The 16319-nt window shown below is 74.6% G+C and carries 12 protein-coding genes; 9 read left to right on the forward strand and 3 right to left on the reverse strand.

Features of this window, described 5'->3' with window-relative positions; genetic code table 11:
* Nucleotides 1-92: 92 nt before the first annotated feature.
* Together ACWIZO_RS17005 and ACWIZO_RS17010 are read right to left on the reverse strand one after the other, a co-directional pair.
* The gene (locus ACWIZO_RS17005; protein ID WP_073420333.1) at nt 93-296 is read right to left on the reverse strand and encodes a cold-shock protein; all 204 of its coding nucleotides are present in this window, start codon (nt 294-296) and stop codon (nt 93-95) included.
* 293 nt (nt 297-589) lie between these two features.
* On the reverse strand, nt 590-2479 hold the full coding sequence (locus ACWIZO_RS17010) for a GmrSD restriction endonuclease domain-containing protein (protein WP_448638824.1): 1890 nt from the start codon (nt 2477-2479) through the stop codon (nt 590-592).
* Nucleotides 2480-2707: 228 nt separating this feature from the next.
* On the opposite strand from ACWIZO_RS17010, the gene glyA reads away from it, so the two are divergent.
* From glyA to ACWIZO_RS17040, 6 genes are all read left to right on the forward strand, one after another.
* Nucleotides 2708-4048 (forward strand): serine hydroxymethyltransferase, encoded by a 1341-nt coding sequence (glyA, locus tag ACWIZO_RS17015; RefSeq protein WP_448638825.1) that lies wholly within the window; start codon nt 2708-2710, stop codon nt 4046-4048.
* Complete coding sequence (locus ACWIZO_RS17020; protein ID WP_448638826.1) at nt 4045-5277, forward strand: sarcosine oxidase subunit beta family protein; 1233 nt, start codon at nt 4045-4047, stop codon at nt 5275-5277. Before glyA ends, ACWIZO_RS17020 begins: the two co-directional genes overlap by 4 nt.
* Nucleotides 5278-5346: 69 nt before the next feature.
* A complete protein-coding gene (locus tag ACWIZO_RS17025) occupies nt 5347-5625 on the forward strand; it encodes a sarcosine oxidase subunit delta (RefSeq protein WP_448638827.1) in 279 nt (92 codons plus the stop codon).
* Entirely contained in the window at nt 5622-8483 is a 2862-nt protein-coding gene (locus tag ACWIZO_RS17030; RefSeq protein WP_448638828.1) for a glycine cleavage T C-terminal barrel domain-containing protein, read from the forward strand. Before ACWIZO_RS17025 ends, ACWIZO_RS17030 begins: the two co-directional genes overlap by 4 nt.
* On the forward strand, nt 8473-9057 hold the full coding sequence (locus ACWIZO_RS17035; RefSeq protein WP_448638829.1) for a sarcosine oxidase subunit gamma: 585 nt from the start codon (nt 8473-8475) through the stop codon (nt 9055-9057). The genes ACWIZO_RS17030 and ACWIZO_RS17035 overlap by 11 nt, the downstream gene beginning before the upstream one ends.
* A gap of 11 nt (nt 9058-9068) precedes the next feature.
* Nucleotides 9069-11531 (forward strand): GcvT family protein, encoded by a 2463-nt coding sequence (locus tag ACWIZO_RS17040; protein ID WP_448638830.1) that lies wholly within the window; start codon nt 9069-9071, stop codon nt 11529-11531.
* A 91-nt stretch (nt 11532-11622) separates the two neighbouring features.
* On the opposite strand, the gene ACWIZO_RS17045 is transcribed toward ACWIZO_RS17040, so the two are convergent.
* Complete coding sequence (locus ACWIZO_RS17045; RefSeq protein WP_448638831.1) at nt 11623-12288, reverse strand: GntR family transcriptional regulator; 666 nt, start codon at nt 12286-12288, stop codon at nt 11623-11625.
* Between the two features lie 119 nt (nt 12289-12407).
* On the opposite strand from ACWIZO_RS17045, the gene ACWIZO_RS17050 reads away from it, so the two are divergent.
* The 3 genes from ACWIZO_RS17050 (at nt 12408) to ACWIZO_RS17060 (ending at nt 16288) form a co-directional block, all read left to right on the forward strand.
* Complete coding sequence (locus ACWIZO_RS17050) at nt 12408-13781, forward strand: L-serine ammonia-lyase (protein ID WP_448638832.1); 1374 nt, start codon at nt 12408-12410, stop codon at nt 13779-13781.
* Between the two features lie 10 nt (nt 13782-13791).
* Entirely contained in the window at nt 13792-14640 is an 849-nt protein-coding gene (gene purU / locus ACWIZO_RS17055; protein WP_448638833.1) for a formyltetrahydrofolate deformylase, read from the forward strand.
* Nucleotides 14641-14818: 178 nt separating this feature from the next.
* Entirely contained in the window at nt 14819-16288 is a 1470-nt protein-coding gene (locus tag ACWIZO_RS17060; protein WP_448638834.1) for an aldehyde dehydrogenase family protein, read from the forward strand.
* Nucleotides 16289-16319 lie beyond the last annotated feature (31 nt).

Consider the following 16319-nt stretch of genomic DNA (forward strand, 5'->3'; position numbering starts at 1 on the left):
TGCGCGCCCGTGCTCGTCCCCTCGGCCGACCCCGGACACGACAGCGCCCCCGCCCGGCGGACCGGACGGGGGCGCTGTGCTGATCTAGCGGATCAGAGCGGGGTGACGTTCGCCGCCTGCGGGCCCTTCTGGCCCTGCTCGACGTCGAACGAGATCCGCTGGCCTTCGTCGAGCGAGCGGTACCCGCTGGTCTGGATGGCCGAGTAGTGGACGAACACATCCGGTCCGCCACCGTCAGGGGTGGCGAAACCGAACCCCTTCTCCGCGTTGAACCACTTGACAGTTCCTTCGGGCATTGCGCTCGCTCCTAGCTGCGATGGTGCATCGGGGTCCTGCCAGAGCGCAGGGCCTTCCCGACGCGACGACCCTAGCGGCCCGGACGGCTCCGTGGCAGGTGGGGGGCGCCATGACGTCGTGGTGGCGGCGTGGCGGTGTGCCCGCAGGTGCGACGGCGGGAGGTGCGGCCCGGTTGCGCGCCCTCCCGCGGAGCGCTCCTCCCCGGCGCCGAGCAGCACTCACTCCGGCGGGTGACCGATGGACCACGACCCGGCGGCGCACCACCTCGGTGCCCGCACCCCCGGGGCGGTGCTCACTCGCACGCGACGCCGTCCCCGTCACGATCCAGCCGCGAGCTGTAGCCGGGCTGGCCGGCGTACAGCGGAGTCACGCCCGCAGCACGGGCCTCGGTGCAGTTCGCGTAGGTGGCCGCCGGTGCGGGTGCCGGTGCCGGTGCGGGGGCCGGTGCGGGTGCCGGTGCCGGTGCGGGGGCAGGTGCGGGTGCGGGTGCCGGTGCGGGGGCAGGTGCTGGCGCGGGAGCCGGGGCCGGTGCCGGGCGAGGAGCCGGGCGAGGTGCCGGGGCAGGAGCCGGCGCGGGGGCGGGGACCGGGACGGGCCGTGACGCCGTGGGCGCGGAGGTCGCCCGTGGCGCGGCGCTGGACGTGGCCGCCGACCGGGCCACCGGCTCGTCGGGCAGGTCGGCCACCACACCGCCGGGCAGCGGCTCGTCCGGGCAGGTGGTGAGCACCGTGGCGGTCGCGGTGCGCTCGGCGGCGGTCATCCACAGGCCGTAGGTGAGCTTGACGGCGACCTGGCGGGCGACGTAGGCGCAGCGGTAGGAGCGGTTCGGCGGCAGCCAGGTCGCCGCGTCGCCGTCCCCCTTCTGCGCGTTGAGCGGGCCGTCGACGGCGAGCAGGTTGAGCGGGTCGTTGGCGAAGGCGGTGCGGCGGGCCGCGTCCCACCGCCGGGCGCCCTTCTGCCAGGCGTCGGACAGCGCCACCACGTGGTCGATCTGCACCGCCTCGCTGGTGCCCTGCCCGCGACGGAAGGCGATCGTGCGGGCCGAGTAGGGATCGGCCAGAGAGCCGGCGAGGACGACGCAGTCGTGGGTGCCGGGCTTGAACGTCTCGCCGGTGAGGTCGCGGGCCAGGACGTCGTTGCGGGTGTCGCAGCCGTTGCGGTCGGTGTCGACCCAGCCGCTCCCGAACCGGTCGCGGTCGTAGCCGGTGCGCGGCGCGCGGCCCTGCACCGGGACGGCGGCCAGTGCACGCAGGGCCGAGGTCGGGGCGGCGTGGTCGACGGCGTCCTGGGCGGCGCCGTCGGACAGCGATCCCGTGGCGGCGTCGACGGCCGGCACCGCCGACTCGTCGGTCTCGACCTCGGCGACCGCGGCCTCGGCTGCCTCGTCCGCCGCGGACGAGGCAGCGGCGGACGAGGCAGCGGCGGACGAGGCAGCGGCGGCCGACGCGGCGTCGGTCGCGGGCGCGGGCGTGCCGGTCGCCGTCGAGGAGGCGGCGGTCGGCTCGGTCCTCGGCAGGGTCGTGCCGCCGACCAGGAGGGCGACCACCCCGGCGGCCACCACGAGGCCACCCGCTCGGCGTGAGGCGATGAACACCCACCGCGCCCGGCCGGCCAGCACGGCGCCGAGGCCGACGAGCAGGGCGACGAGGCCGGCCATCACCAGTCCGCCGCCGACCCCGCCGCTGACGGTGCCGGCGACCACGAGCAGCAGCACGACGGCCGCCGTTCCGCCGAGGACGAGCCGGCCTCGTCTCCCGGTGGGCACGGGACCCGGCGCGGGTGACGGTGGTCCGGCCGGGACCGGGCCGGGAGGGGACGGCGGGGCCGCCGCCGCGTGCTGTGCGTGGTCGGAGAAGGCGACGAGCACCTCGACCGGGTCCGCGCCGGCGAACGGGAACTGCACGTCGACCGTCGTCTCGACCGCTCCGGGCAGGGAGGTGGCGAAGGGGCGGTCGGTCGCGTCCCCCGACGAGAGGCCCGTGCCGTCGACCCGGAGGGTGACCGGGCGACCCGACGGCGGGGTGGACATCAGCTGCAGGTGGGTGACGCCGCCCTCCGGCGGGACGACGTCGAAGCCGAGGGCGACGGCCCTGGCCACGATCGACCGCATCGGCGTGTCCGGGAACCGCTCCGCGTGGTGGCGCAGGACGGCCTGGACGGCAGGGTCGGACAGCGACGGCATGAGCAGCTCCCCCGTGAGCTCGTGATGTCACCGCCATCCTGCGGCAGCGGAGCGGTCTCGCCGGGACGGGCCGGACGGGTGTGACCGGAGGGGAGGACGAGGCGTGGCGGACGGCGGGAGGTGCCCTGCTGCGGGGAACGGGTCCCTTGACCGACGCCGGACCGCGACCTACTGTGTCGACCACTGATATACCAGTCGCAAGGACCTGGTCAGCCAGAGGGGATCCGCATGTCCGTGCTAGCCGATCGGGACCTCGTCGAGGCCACCGCGGCCCCGGCCGTCGCCGACCCGGTGCTCACCCGGCCGCTCGCCGAGGCCGACCCCGAGGTGGCCGCCGCGATCGACGCCGAGCTGCGCCGCCAGCAGACGACGCTGGAGATGATCGCCAGCGAGAACTGCGCCCCCGTCGCCGTGATGCAGGCGCAGGGCTCGGTGCTGACCAACAAGTACGCCGAGGGGTACCCGGGCCGGCGCTACTACGGCGGCTGCGAGCACGTCGACGTCGTCGAGCAGCTGGCCATCGACCGGCTGACGGCGCTGTTCGGCGCCGAGTACGCCAACGTGCAGCCGCACTCCGGCGCCCAGGCCAACGCCGCGGTGATGGCCGCGCTGCTCGAGCCGGGCGACACCATCCTCGGCCTGGACCTCGCCCACGGCGGTCACCTGACCCACGGGATGCGGCTGAACTTCTCCGGCAAGCTCTACGACGTCGCCGCCTACCACGTCGACCGGCACAGCCACCGGGTCGACATGGCCGAGGTCGAGCGGCTGGCCCGCGAGCGGCGGCCCAAGCTCATCGTCGCCGGCTGGTCGGCCTACCCGCGCCACCTCGACTTCGCGGGGTTCCGGCGCATCGCCGACGAGGTGGGCGCCCACCTCATGGTCGACATGGCGCACTTCGCCGGTCTGGTCGCCGCGGGCCTGCACCCCTCCCCGGTGCCGCACGCGCACGTGGTCACCTCCACCACCCACAAGACCCTCGGCGGACCGCGCGGCGGGGTCATCCTGGCCACCGCGGACCTGGCCAAGCGGTTCAACTCCTCGGTGTTCCCCGGCCAGCAGGGCGGCCCGCTCGAGCACGTCATCGCCGCCAAGGCGGTGGCGTTCAAGCTGGCCGCCGAGCCGGCCTTCCGCGAGCGGCAGGAGCGCACCCTCGCCGGCGCCCGCACCCTGGCCGAGCGGCTGCTCGCCGCCGACTGCCGGGAGGCCGGCGTCAGCGTCGTCAGTGGCGGTACCGACGTCCACCTCGTCCTGGTCGACCTGCGCGAGTCGCCGCTCGACGGCCGGCAGGCCGAGGACCGGCTGCACTCGATCGGCATCACGGTCAACCGCAACGCCGTCCCGTTCGACCCGCGGCCGCCCATGGTCAGTTCCGGTGTCCGCATCGGCACCCCGGCGCTGGCCGCCCGCGGCTTCGACGCCGAGGACTTCGCCGAGGTCGCCGACGTCATCGCCGGCGCCCTGCGGCCCACGGTGGGGGAGGGGCGGCTGGCCCGGCTGCGCGAGCGGGTCACCCGGCTGGCCGAGCGCCACCCGCTCTACCCCGAGACGGCCGGGGTGTCCCGGTGAGCCCCCGCACCCCGGGCTCCGACCTGCCCGAGCACCCCGACTTCCTCTGGCGCAACCCGGAGCCGAAGCGCTCCTACGACGTCGTGATCGTCGGTGGCGGCGGGCACGGCCTGGCCACCGCGCACTACTTGGCGAAGAACCACGGGATCACGAACGTCGCGGTGCTGGAGAAGGGCTGGCTGGCCGGCGGGAACATGGCCCGCAACACCACGCTGATCCGGTCCAACTACCTGTGGGACGAGAGCGCGGCCATCTACGAGCACGCCCTGAAGCTGTGGGAGGGGCTGGAGGAGGACCTCGGCTACCCGATCCTGTTCAGCCAGCGCGGCGTGCTCAACCTCGCGCACACGCTGCAGGACGTCCGCGACAGCGTGCGCCGGGTGGAGGCCAACAAGCTCAACGGCATCGACGCGGAGTGGGTCGAGCCCGACGAGGTCGCCAAGATCTGCCCGATCGTCAACACCTCGGCCGACATCCGCTACCCGGTGCTCGGGGCGACCTACCAGCCGCGCGCGGGCATCGCCAAGCACGACTACGTCGCGTGGGGCTTCGCCCGCCGCGCCGACGAGGCCGGCATCGACCTCGTCCAGGACTGCGAGGTCACCGGGTTCACCACCGACGGCGACCGGGTCACCGGGGTGCACACCACCCGCGGCACGATCGCCGCCGGCACGGTCGCGCTGTGCGCCGCGGGGCACACCTCGGTGCTCACCGACATGCTGGGCTTCCGGGTGCCGCTGCAGAGCCACCCGCTGCAGGCGCTGGTGTCCGAGCTCCTCGAGCCGGTGCACCCGACGATCGTCATGTCCAACGCCGTGCACGTGTACGTCTCCCAGGCGCACAAGGGCGAGCTGGTCATGGGGGCCGGCGTCGACTCCTACAACGGCTACGGCCAGCGGGGCGCCTTCCACGTCATCGAGCGGCAGATGGCCGCCGCCGTCGAGCTGTTCCCGGTGTTCGCCCGCGCGCACCTGCTGCGCTCCTGGGGCGGCATCGTCGACGTCAGCCCCGACGCCTCCCCGGTGATCGGCCGCACGCCGTACGACAACGTCGTCCTCAACTGCGGCTGGGGGACCGGCGGCTTCAAGGCCACGCCCGGCATCGGCTGGTGCATGGCGCACACCATCGCGACCGGCGAGCCGCACCCCTACGTGGCCCCCTTCGCCCTCGACCGCTTCGTCAGCGGTGCGCTCGTCGACGAGCACGGCGCCGCCGCCGTCGCCCACTGACACCGCCCACCGACACCGCCCACCGACACCGCCCACCGACACCGCACACGGAACCCAGGAGTCCTTGCGATGCAGCTCATCGAGTGCCCGTGGTGCGGCCCCCGTGAGGAGGTCGAGTTCCACTACGGCGGGCAGGCGCACGTCGCCTACCCCGAGGACCCCGCCGCGCTCGACGACGTCCAGTGGGCCCACTACGTCTTCTTCCGCGACAACCCCAAGGGCCGCTTCGCCGAGCGCTGGTCGCACGCCGGCGGCTGCCGCCGCTGGTTCAACGCCGTGCGCGACACGGCCACCCACCGCTTCGAGCGCGTCTACCGCCTCGACGAGCCCAGGCCGGTGATCTCGTGAGCGCCCCGTTCCGCACCCCCGAGGGCGGCCGCGTCGACCGCGGCACCACCCTGCAGTTCACCTTCGGCGGGGAGGTCCTCACCGGCCATCCCGGCGACACCCTGGCCTCGGCGCTGCTCGCCTCCGGCCGCCACTCGATCGCCACCAGCGTGAAGCTGGGCCGCCCGCGCGGTGTGGCCGCGGCCTGGGCCGAGGACCCCAGCGGGCTGGTGCAGATCGAGGAGCCCTTCCCCGAGCCGATGCAGCTGGCCAGCACCGTCGAGCTGTACGACGGGCTGGTCGCCCACGGGCTGCCCGGCCAGGGCCGGCTCGCCGAGGTGCCGGACTCCGCCCGCTACGACGCCGTCCACCACCACGTCGACGTGCTGGTCGTCGGGGCCGGGCCGGCCGGCCTGACCGCCGCGCTGACCGCCGCCCGGGCCGGGGCCCGCGTCGCGCTGGTCGACGAGCAGTCCGAGGCCGGCGGCGCGCTGCTCGGCAGCGACGACGTCCTCGACGGCGCCCCGGCGCTGGACTGGGTCGCCGGCGCCGTCGCGGAGCTGGCGGCGCACCCCGACGTCCTGCACCTGCAGCGGACGACGGCGTTCGGGCTCTACGACGACGGGTTCGTCCTGGCGTTGGAGCGGCGCACCGACCACCTCGGCGCCGCGGCGCCGCGGCACGTCTCCCGCCAGCGGGTCTGGCGCCTGCGCGCCCGCCAGGTCGTCGTCGCCGCCGGCGCGCACGAGCGCCCCGTGGTCTTCGCCGACAACGACCGGCCCGGCATCCTGCTGGCCGGCGGCGCGCGCACCTTCCTGCACCGCTACGGCGTGCGGGCCGGCAGCGAAGCCGTCGTCTTCACCACGAACGACAGCGCCTACGACGCCGCCCTGGACCTGCACCGCGCCGGTGTGCACGTGCAGGCGGTGGTCGACGCCCGCCCGGAGGGCTCGCCGCGCCGCGCGGAGTGCGAGCGCGCCGGCCTGCGCGTCCTGTCCGGCGCGGTCGTGACCGGCACGCAGGGCGTCGAGCGGGTCACCCACGCCCTCGTCGCCCCGTTCGCCGACGGCGCGGTCGGCGCCAGCAGCGCGATCGCCTGCGACCTGCTCCTGGTCAGCGGCGGCTGGAACCCCGCCGTCCACCTGTTCAGCCAGGCCCGCGGGCGGCTGCGCTTCGACGAGACCCTCGGCGCCTTCCTGCCCGCCGAGGAGCTCGACGGCGTCGCGGTCACCGGCTCGGCCGCCGGGGTGATCGACCTGGCCGGCTGCCTGGCCGACGGACGGCGCGCGGCGGCCACGGCGCTGGGCGCGGTCGGCCTCGCCGCGCCGGCGGAGCCGGCCCTGCCCGCCGCCGGCGCCGCGCCGGCCGGGGCGGCGCCGATGACGCTGTGGCGGGTGCCGGACGGCGCCGACGGCAGCACCTCGTTCGTCGACCTCCAGCGCGACGCCACCGTCGCCGACCTCGCCCGGGCCGCCGGCGCCGGCCTGCGGTCGATGGAGCACGTCAAGCGGTACACGACCATCGGCACCGCGCACGACCAGGGCAAGACCTCCGGGGTCCTCGCCTCCGGCATCACCGCCGAACTGCTGGGCGTGCCGATCCAGGCCACCGGGACGACGACCTCCCGCCCGCCGTACACGCCGGTCGCCTTCGCCGCGCTGGCCGGCCGCGACCGGGGCCGGCTGTTCGACCCGGAGCGCACCACCGCGGTGCACGACTGGCACGTCGCCGAGGGCGCGGTCTTCGAGGACGTCGGCCAGTGGAAGCGGCCGCGCTACTACCCGCGCCCCGGCGAGGACATGGCCGCCGCCGTCCTGCGCGAGTGCGCGGCCACCCGCGGCGGCGTCGGGATCCTCGACGGCTCGACGCTGGGCAAGATCGACGTCCAGGGTCCGGACGCAGCCGAGCTGCTCGACCGGCTCTACACCAACCTGATGAGCAGTCTCAAGGTCGGCTCGGTCCGCTACGGCGTGATGTGCGGCGTCGACGGCATGGTCATCGACGACGGCACGGTGCTGCGGCTGGCCGACGAGCGCTTCCTGGTCCTCACCACCACCGGCGGCGCCGCGAAGGTCCTCGACTGGATGGAGGAGTGGCTGCAGACGGAGTGGCCGCACCTGCGGGTCCGGCTCACCTCGGTCACCGAGCAGTGGTCGACGTTCCCGGTCGTGGGCCCCCGGTCACGGGACGTGGTCGGCGCCGTCTTCCCCGACGTCGACGTCTCCACCGAGGCGTTCCCGTTCATGACCTGGCGGGACACCACCCTCGGCGGGGTGCCGGTGCGGCTGGCGCGGATCAGCTTCTCCGGCGAGCTGGCCTACGAGGTGTACGTGAACTCCTGGTACGCCCGCGCGGTGTGGGAGCGGCTGGTCGAGGCCGGCCGGCCGCACGGGATCACCCCCTACGGCACCGAGGCCATGCACGTGCTGCGCGCCGAGAAGGGCTACCCGATCATCGGGCAGGACACCGACGGCACGGTGACCCCGCACGACCTGGGCATGGCCTGGGCGGTGTCGAAGAAGAAGCCCGACTTCGTCGGCAAGCGCTCCTTCGCCCGTGCCGAGAACCAGAACCCGCTGCGCAAGCACCTGGTCGGCCTGCTGCCCGTGGACCGCGAGACGGTGCTGCCCGAGGGGTCGCAGATCATCGAGCCGACCGCCGACGGGCAGCTCCCGCCGCCGCCGGTGCCGATGCTCGGGCACGTCACCTCCAGCTACCGCAGCGCCGAGCTCGGCCGGCCGTTCGCCCTGGCCCTGGTCAAGGGCGGCCGCGACCGGATCGGCGAGACCGTCTCCGTGCCGGTCGGCGGCACGCTCGTCCCCGTCGAGATCACCGGGTCGGTGCTGGTCGACCCGGAAGGAGCCCGCCGTGACGGCTGACCTGCTCGCCCGCACCTCCCCCCTCGACCCCTACGCGGCCGCCTTCGCCGCGCTGCCGGACGCCGTCCGGATCACCGCGGAGCCCTTCGTCGCGATGGCCGACGTCCGCGTCGACCCGGCGTCCGGCGTGCGGGTGCGCGGCGCCGCGCTGCCTCCTGCGGGCACCTGGGCCCCGGCCGGCGACGGCCGGCTGGTGTGGCTGGGCCCCGACGAGTGGCTGCTCACCAGCCCCGGCACCGCGCCCGAGGCCCTGGAGGCGGAGCTGGCGGCGGCGCTGCGGCCCGCGGGCGGCGTGGCCGTCGACGTCTCCGCGCAGCGGGTCGTCCTGCACCTCGGCGGACCCCGCGCGCGCGAGGTGCTGGCCAAGGGCTGCTCGATCGACCTGCACCCCCGCGTCTTCGGTCCGGGCCGCAGCGCCCAGACGACGCTCGGTCAGGCCGGCGTCGTCCTGCTGGCGCCCGGTGAGGACGGCGACGAGTTCGCCGTCGTCGTCCGCTCGTCCTTCGCCGGCTACCTCGCCACCTGGCTGCTCGACGCGAGCCTCGAGTACGCCGACCCCGCCTCGACCCTCTGAGAGGAACCGCCATGTCCCGCACCCCTCGCGTGGTGATCATCGGAGCCGGCATCGTCGGGGCCAACCTGGCCGACGAGCTCACCGCCCGCGGGTGGGACCAGGTCACCGTGGTCGACCAGGGCCCGCTGCCGCTGACCGGGGGCTCCAGCTCGCACGCGCCCGGCCTGGTCTTCCAGACCAACGGGTCGAAGACGATGACGGAGTTCGCCTCCTACACCGTGGAGAAGTTCCTCGGCCTCGACGTCGACGGCGCCTGGTGCTTCAACCAGGTCGGCGGCCTGGAGGTGGCCACCACGCCGGAGCGGCTGGCCGAGCTGCACCGGCGGCAGGGCTGGGCCACGTCCTGGGGCGTGCAAGGGGAGGTGCTCGACCCGCAGCAGTGCGTCGAGCTGCACCCGCTGGTCGACCCCGACCGGATCCTGGGCGGCCTGTACGTGCCCAGCGACGGGCTGGCCAAGGCCTCGCGCGCCGTGGTGGCGCTGGCCCGCCGGGCCGAGGCCCGCGGCGCGGTGTTCCGGGGCGACACCCGGGTCACCGGCATCGAGCAGGGCGGCGGCCGGGTCACCGGCGTCCGGACGGCGGACGGCGTCATCCCCGCCGACGTCGTCGTCTCCTGCGCCGGGTTCTGGGGCCCCGCGGTCGGCGCCATGGTCGGCATGCGGGTGCCGCTGCTGCCGCTGGCCCACCAGTTCGTCTGGACCGGCCAGGTGCCCGAGCTCGTGGGCCGCAACGACGAGCTCACCGAGGCCGGCATGCCGATCCTGCGCCACCAGGACCGCGACCTGTACTACCGCGAGCGCGGCGACCGCCTGGGCATCGGCTCCTACGCCCACCGGCCGATGCCGGTGGAGCTGACCGACCTGCCCGAGGGGGAGGTCACCGACGCGGCGATGCCGTCGATGCTGCCCTTCACCGAGGAGGACTTCGCCGAGCAGTGGGAGCAGAGCCAGGAGCTGCTGCCCTCGCTGCGCGGCAGCAAGGTCGACACCGGGTTCAACGGCATCTTCTCCTTCACCCCGGACGGCGGGCCGCTGATCGGGGAGTCGCCCGACGTCGCCGGCTTCTGGATCGCCGAGGCGGTCTGGGTCACCCACTCCGCGGGCGTCGCCCGCTCGGTGGCGCAGCTGCTGGTCGAGGGGCGCAGCGAGGTCGACCTGCACGGCTGCGACGTGGCCCGGTTCGAGGAGGTGCAGCTCACCGACGCCTACGTGCGGGAGACCGCGCAGCAGAACTTCGTCGAGGTCTACGACATCCTGCACCCGCTGGAGCCCAAGCAGTCCCCGCGGGACCTGCGGGTCAGCCCGTTCTCCGCCCGCCAGCGCGAGCTCGGCGCGTTCTTCCTCGAGGCCTCCGGCTGGGAGCGGCCGCACTGGTACGAGGCCAACGCGCACCTGCTCGACGAGCTGCCCGCCGAGTGGGTGCCGCCGACGCGCGACGACTGGGCGGCGCGTTTCTGGTCGCCGATCGCGGCCGCCGAGGCGTGGAGGACCCGCACCGCGGTCGCGATGTACGACATGACCCCGCTCAAGCGGCTGGAGGTCAGCGGCCCCGGCGCGCTGGACCTGCTGCAGCGGCTGACCACCGGCCAGATGGACAAGTCGATCGGCTCGGTGACCTACACCCTGGCCCTGGACGAGGCCGGCGGCGTGCGCAGCGACCTCACCGTCGCCCGGCTGGGGGAGCAGCTGTTCCAGGTCGGCGCCAACGGCAACCTCGACCTCGACCACCTGCGCCGGCAGGCGCCGTCCGACGGCAGCGTGCAGGTCCGCGACGTCACCGGGGGCACCTGCTGCATCGGCCTGTGGGGCCCGCGCGCCCGCGACCTCGTGCAGCGGGTCAGCGACGACGACCTCACCAACGAGGGGCTCAAGTACTTCCGCGCCAAGCGGGCCACCATCGGCGGCGTCCCGGTCACCGCCATGCGGCTGTCCTACGTCGGCGAGCTCGGCTGGGAGATCTACACCAGCGCCGAGCTGGGGCAGAAGCTCTGGGACGTGCTGTGGGCCGCCGGCCAGGACCTCGGCGTGATCGCCGCGGGCCGCGCGGCCTTCAACAGCCTGCGGCTGGAGAAGGGCTACCGCTCCTGGGGCCACGACATGACCACCGAGCACGACCCCTACGAGGCCGGTCTCGGTTTCGCCGTCCGCAAGCAGAAGGGCGCCTTCGCCGGCAGCGACGCGGTGGCCGACCGGGGCGACGACACGGTCAGCCGGCGGCTGTCCTGCCTGACGATCGACGACGGCCGCACCGTCGTCCTCGGCCACGAGCCGGTGTTCGTCGACGGCGTCCCGGCCGGCTACGTCACCAGCGCGGCCTTCGGCCACACGATCGGCCGGCCGGTCGCCTACGCCTGGCTGCCGGCCTCGGCCGGGGTCGGCACCGCGGTGGAGATCCAGTACTTCGACCGGCGGGTCGCGGCCACGGTCGCCGCCGAGCCGCTGGTCGACCCGGAGATGACCCGCATCCGCGGCTGAGGGAGGACTCCGTCCTCTCCACCACTCGCAGGCTCGCGGCGGCCCCTGCAGGGGGGCCGCTGCGGGGGGCCGCCGGCGGCAGGAGGGCCCCTCAGATGACCGCGCGGATGGCCTTCTCGAAGCCGATCACGTGCTCGCGGGCCAGCTCCTCGGCGCGGTCGGCCTCGCCCTCGGCGATGGCGCGCAGCAGGCCGACGTGCTCGCCGACGTGCGCGTCGACCGTGGGCAGCCGGTCGAGGAAGAGGCAGAAGATGCGGGTGGCCAGGTTGTCGTAGCGCACCAGCACGTCGTCGAGGTGGGGGTTGCCCGCCGCCCGGTAGATCGCCCGGTGCACGGTGAGGTCCCAGCGCATGAGCTCGTTGCGGTCGACGGCGTCGACCTCGAGGTCGACGAGCCGGTCGGCCAGCTCGGCCAGCTCGGCGCGCAGCTCGCGCGGGGCGCGCTCGGCGGCCCGCCGCGCCGCCAGCGGCTCGAGCTGCACGCGGATCTCGGAGATGTGGGCGAGGTCGGTGATGTCCATGCCGGTCGCGAACGTGCCGCGGCGCGGGTAGCTGACGACGAGCCGGTCGACCTCGAGCCGCTTGAGCGCCTCGCGCACCGGCGTGCGGCCGACCCCGAGCGAGCGGGCCAGCGCGTCGTCGTCGATCGGCTCGTTGGGCCGGATCTCCAGCATGATCAACTGGTCGCGGATGGCGATGTAGGCCCGGTCGGCCAACGACGCCGAGACGCCCTCGACGTCGGGAGCGGCGGTCGTCACGCGAGCATCCTAGACCCTGCAGGGCCAATGTCCTTGCCTCATGAGGGTCAAAGACATACGGTCGTGCTCCTACTTGATATACCAGTCGTGAGCCAGCCCGGTGGAGGGGAGGTCGGCGGATGACGATCAGCGCGTTCGACCTCTTCAAGGTCGGCATCGGCCCCTCGAGCTCGCACACCGTCGGTCCCATGCGCGCCGCGGCGACGTTCGCGGCCCGCCTGCGCGAGGAGCGGCTGCTGACCCGCACCGCCGGCGTCCGGTGCGAGCTGTTCGGCTCGCTCGGCGCCACCGGGCACGGGCACGGCAGCGTCAAGGCCGTCGTCCTCGGGCTGGAGGGGGAGCAGCCCGACCTGGTCGACCCGGTCGCGGCCGACCCCCGGGTGGCCGCCGTGCGCGCGGAGCGCACGCTGCGGCTGGCGGGGGAGCACCCGATCGCCTTCGCCGTGGACGACGACGTCGTCCTGCACCGCAGGCGGCGGCTGCCCTTCCACAGCAACGGCATGCTCTTCACCGCGCTCGACGCGCAGGGCCGCGAGCTCACCCGGCGCGAGTACTACTCGGTGGGCGGCGGGTTCGTGCTCGACGAGGACGACGCCGGCACGCCGGTGCTCGTCGAGGACCCGACGCCGGTGCGCCACCCGTTCCGCACCGCCGAGGAGCTGCTCGCCCACACCCGCGCGACCGGCCTGCGGATCAGCGACGTCATGCTGGCCAACGAGCTGTCCTGGCGCACGGAGGCCGAGGTGCGGTCCGGCCTGCTGCACGTCTGGGCGGTCATGCAGGAGTGCGTGGAGCGCGGCACGCGCACCACCGGTGTCCTGCCCGGGGGGCTCAAGGTCCGTCGGCGTGCAGCGGCGCTGCGCGCCCAGCTGGAGGAGCACCCGGACGGGGCCGACCCGCTGCGCGCGATGGAGTGGGTCACCCTCTACGCGCTGGCGGTCAACGAGGAGAACGCGGCCGGCGGCCGCGTGGTCACCGCGCCGACCAACGGCGCGGCCGGCATCGTCCCGGCCGTCCTGCACTACCACCGCGACTTCGTCCCCGGCCACGACGACGAGGCCGTCGTCCGCTTCCTGCTGACCGCCGCGGCCGTCGGCCTGCTGTTCAAGGAGAACGCCTCCATCTCCGGCGCGGAGGTCGGCTGCCAGGGCGAGGTCGGCTCGGCCTGCTCCATGGCCGCGGCCGGGCTGGCCGAGGTGCTCGGCGGCACGCCGGAGCAGGTGGAGAACGCCGCCGAGATCGGCATCGAGCACAACCTCGGCCTCACCTGCGACCCGGTGGGCGGCCTGGTGCAGATCCCGTGCATCGAGCGCAACGCCGTGGGCTCGCTCAAGGCCATCACCGCCGCCCGCATGGCCGTCCGCGGCGACGGCACCCATTTCGTCCCGCTGGACAAGGCGATCAAGACCATGCGCGAGACGGGTGCGGACATGAAGGACAAGTACAAGGAGACCGCCCGCGGCGGGCTGGCCCTCAACATCGTCGAGTGCTGAGGAGGCACCCGTGCCCCACCCGTACACCCTCACGCTGAGCTGCCCCGAGCGCCCCGGCATCGTGCACGCGGTCACCCGGTTCCTGTTCGAGCACGCCTGCGACATCGTCGAGCACCAGCAGTTCGACGACGCGGTGCGCGGGCAGCTGTTCCTGCGCACCGCCTTCGTCTGCGCGGAGGACAGCGGGGTCGAGGAGCTCACCGCGGCGTTCCGGCCGGTGGCCGAGGACTTCGGGATGACGTTCACCGTGACCGGGGACCGGCCGCAGCGGGTGCTGGTCATGGTCTCCAAGCTCGGCCACTGCCTCAACGACCTCGTCTTCCGGTGGCGCGCGGGCAGCCTGGGCGGCGAGCTGGTCGGGGTCGTCTCCAACCACGAGGACCTGCGGCCGATGGCCGAGGCGGCCGGCCTGCCCTTCCACCACGTGCCGGTCACCCCGGGCACGAAGACCGCCGCCGAGGCGCGGCTGCTGGAGCTGGTGGGGGAGACGCGCGCCGACCTGGTCGTCCTCGCCCGCTACATGCAGGTGCTCTCCGACGAGGCCTGCCGCGCCCTGTACGGCCGCGCGATCAACATCCACCACTCGTTCCTACCGGGGTTCAAGGGCGCCAAGCCCTACCACCAGGCCTTCGACCGCGGCGTCAAGCTCGTCGGGGCGACGGCGCACTACGTCACCCCCGACCTCGACGAGGGTCCGATCATCGAGCAGGAGGTGATCCGGATCGACCACACGCACGACCCCCGCGCCCTGGCCACCGTCGGCCGGGACGCCGAGGCGCTCGCGCTGTCCCGGGCGGTGCGCTGGCACTGCGAGCGGCGGGTCCTGCTCAACGGCTCCAGTACGGTGGTCTTCCGCTGAGCGGCGGCGCGCTGCCCCTCCGGTGACGCCCGTGGCGGCCGGCGCGCCCGCCGCGGGCCCGGCCGGCCCGTCGGCCGGACCGGCGCGACTGCGCGCGGCGCGGTCCGGTCCGGCCCGGTCACCGCACGCGGCCGGACGCCGTCGGCGCGACCACCGACCCGACGACCCGAGGAGCGACATGGCCAACCTGTTCATCGGCGGCACCTGGCAGGCCGGCTCGTCCGGCGCCGAGCGGGAGGTCGTCAACCCCTTCGACCAGAGCGTCGTCGCCAAGGTCGACGAGGCCACGGCCGAGGACGTCGCCGCGGCCGTGGCCGCCGCCCGCGAGGCGTTCGACGCCGGCCCGTGGCCGCGCACCCCGGCGGGGGAGCGCGGCGCCCTGCTCGACCGGGTGGCCGACCTGCTGCTGCGGGACCGGGAGGAGATCGGCCACCTGGAGACCCGTGACACGGGCAAGACGCTGGGCGAGAGCCGGCAGGACGTCGACGACGTCGTCGCGGTCTTCCGCTACTACGCCGACCTCGCCGACAAGGACCCCGGCCGGCTGGTCGACGCCGGGCGCGCCGACGTCGTCAGCCGGGTGGTCTACGAGCCGGTGGGCGTCTGCTCGCTGATCACACCGTGGAACTACCCGCTGCTGCAGGTGTGCTGGAAGGTCGCCCCGGCGCTGGCCGCCGGCAACACGATCGTGGTCAAGCCCAGCGAGGTGACGCCGCTGACCACCGTCAAGCTCGTCGAGCTGCTGGAGGAGGCCGGTGCCCCGGCCGGGGTGGTGAACCTGGTGCTCGGCGACGGCCGGGTGGTCGGCGCGGCCATGGTCGAGGACCCCCGGGTCGACATGGTGTCCTTCACCGGCGGCGTGGCGACCGGGCAGTGGATCCTGCGGGCCGCCGCGGAGACGGTGAAGAAGGTGACCGTCGAGCTGGGCGGGAAGAACCCGAACATCGTCTTCGCCGACGTCGACTTCGACACCGCGGTCGACCACGCGCTGACCGCCGTCTTCGTGCACTCCGGGCAGGTCTGCTCCGCCGGGGCCCGGCTGATCGTGCAGGACGAGATCCACGACCGCTTCGTCGCGGCGCTGGCCGAGCGGGCGGAGCGGATCCGGCTGGGCAACGGCATGGACGAGGGGACCGAGAGCGGCCCGCTGGTGTCGGCGCAGCACCGGGACGCGATCGAGCGGTACGTCGCCACCGGGCTCGAGGAGGGCGCCCGGCTGGTCGCCGGTGGCCGCCGCCCCGAGGAGCCGGAGCTCGCCGGTGGCTTCTTCTACCGGCCCACGGTCCTCGCCGACTGCCGCCGCGACATGCGGATCGTGCAGGAGGAGTCCTTCGGCCCGGTGCTGACCGTGGAGCGCTTCGGCACCGAGGAGGAGGCGATCGCGCTGGGCAACGACACCGACTACGGGCTCGCCGGCGCGGTGTGGACCGCCGACCCGGGCCGTGCGGAGCGGGTGGCCCGGGCGCTGCGCCACGGGACCATCTGGATCAACGACTACCACCCCTACCTGCCGCAGGCGGAGTGGGGCGGGTTCGGCCGGTCGGGCAACGGCCGCGAGCTGGGGCCCTCCGGCCTGGCCGAGTACCGCGAGGCCAAGCACATCTGGAACAACACCGCCCCGCGGCCGGCCGGCTGGTTCACCGCCTGAGCACCCGCACGCGACGGCGGCCCGCCACCTC

Source organism: Geodermatophilus sp. URMC 63 (genome assembly GCF_053502565.1).

Excerpts from the sequence above, each read along its gene's own strand:
- ACWIZO_RS17005 (WP_073420333.1), bottom strand. The coding sequence starts at position 296 with ATGCCCGAAGGAACTGTCAAGTGGTTCAACGCGGAGAAGGGGTTCGGT.
- ACWIZO_RS17010 (WP_448638824.1), bottom strand. The coding sequence starts at position 2,479 with ATGCCGTCGCTGTCCGACCCTGCCGTCCAGGCCGTCCTGCGCCACCAC.
- glyA (WP_448638825.1), top strand. The coding sequence starts at position 2,708 with ATGTCCGTGCTAGCCGATCGGGACCTCGTCGAGGCCACCGCGGCCCCG.
- ACWIZO_RS17025 (WP_448638827.1), top strand. The coding sequence starts at position 5,347 with ATGCAGCTCATCGAGTGCCCGTGGTGCGGCCCCCGTGAGGAGGTCGAG.
- ACWIZO_RS17040 (WP_448638830.1), top strand. The coding sequence starts at position 9,069 with ATGTCCCGCACCCCTCGCGTGGTGATCATCGGAGCCGGCATCGTCGGG.
- ACWIZO_RS17050 (WP_448638832.1), top strand. The coding sequence starts at position 12,408 with ATGACGATCAGCGCGTTCGACCTCTTCAAGGTCGGCATCGGCCCCTCG.
- ACWIZO_RS17060 (WP_448638834.1), top strand. The coding sequence starts at position 14,819 with ATGGCCAACCTGTTCATCGGCGGCACCTGGCAGGCCGGCTCGTCCGGC.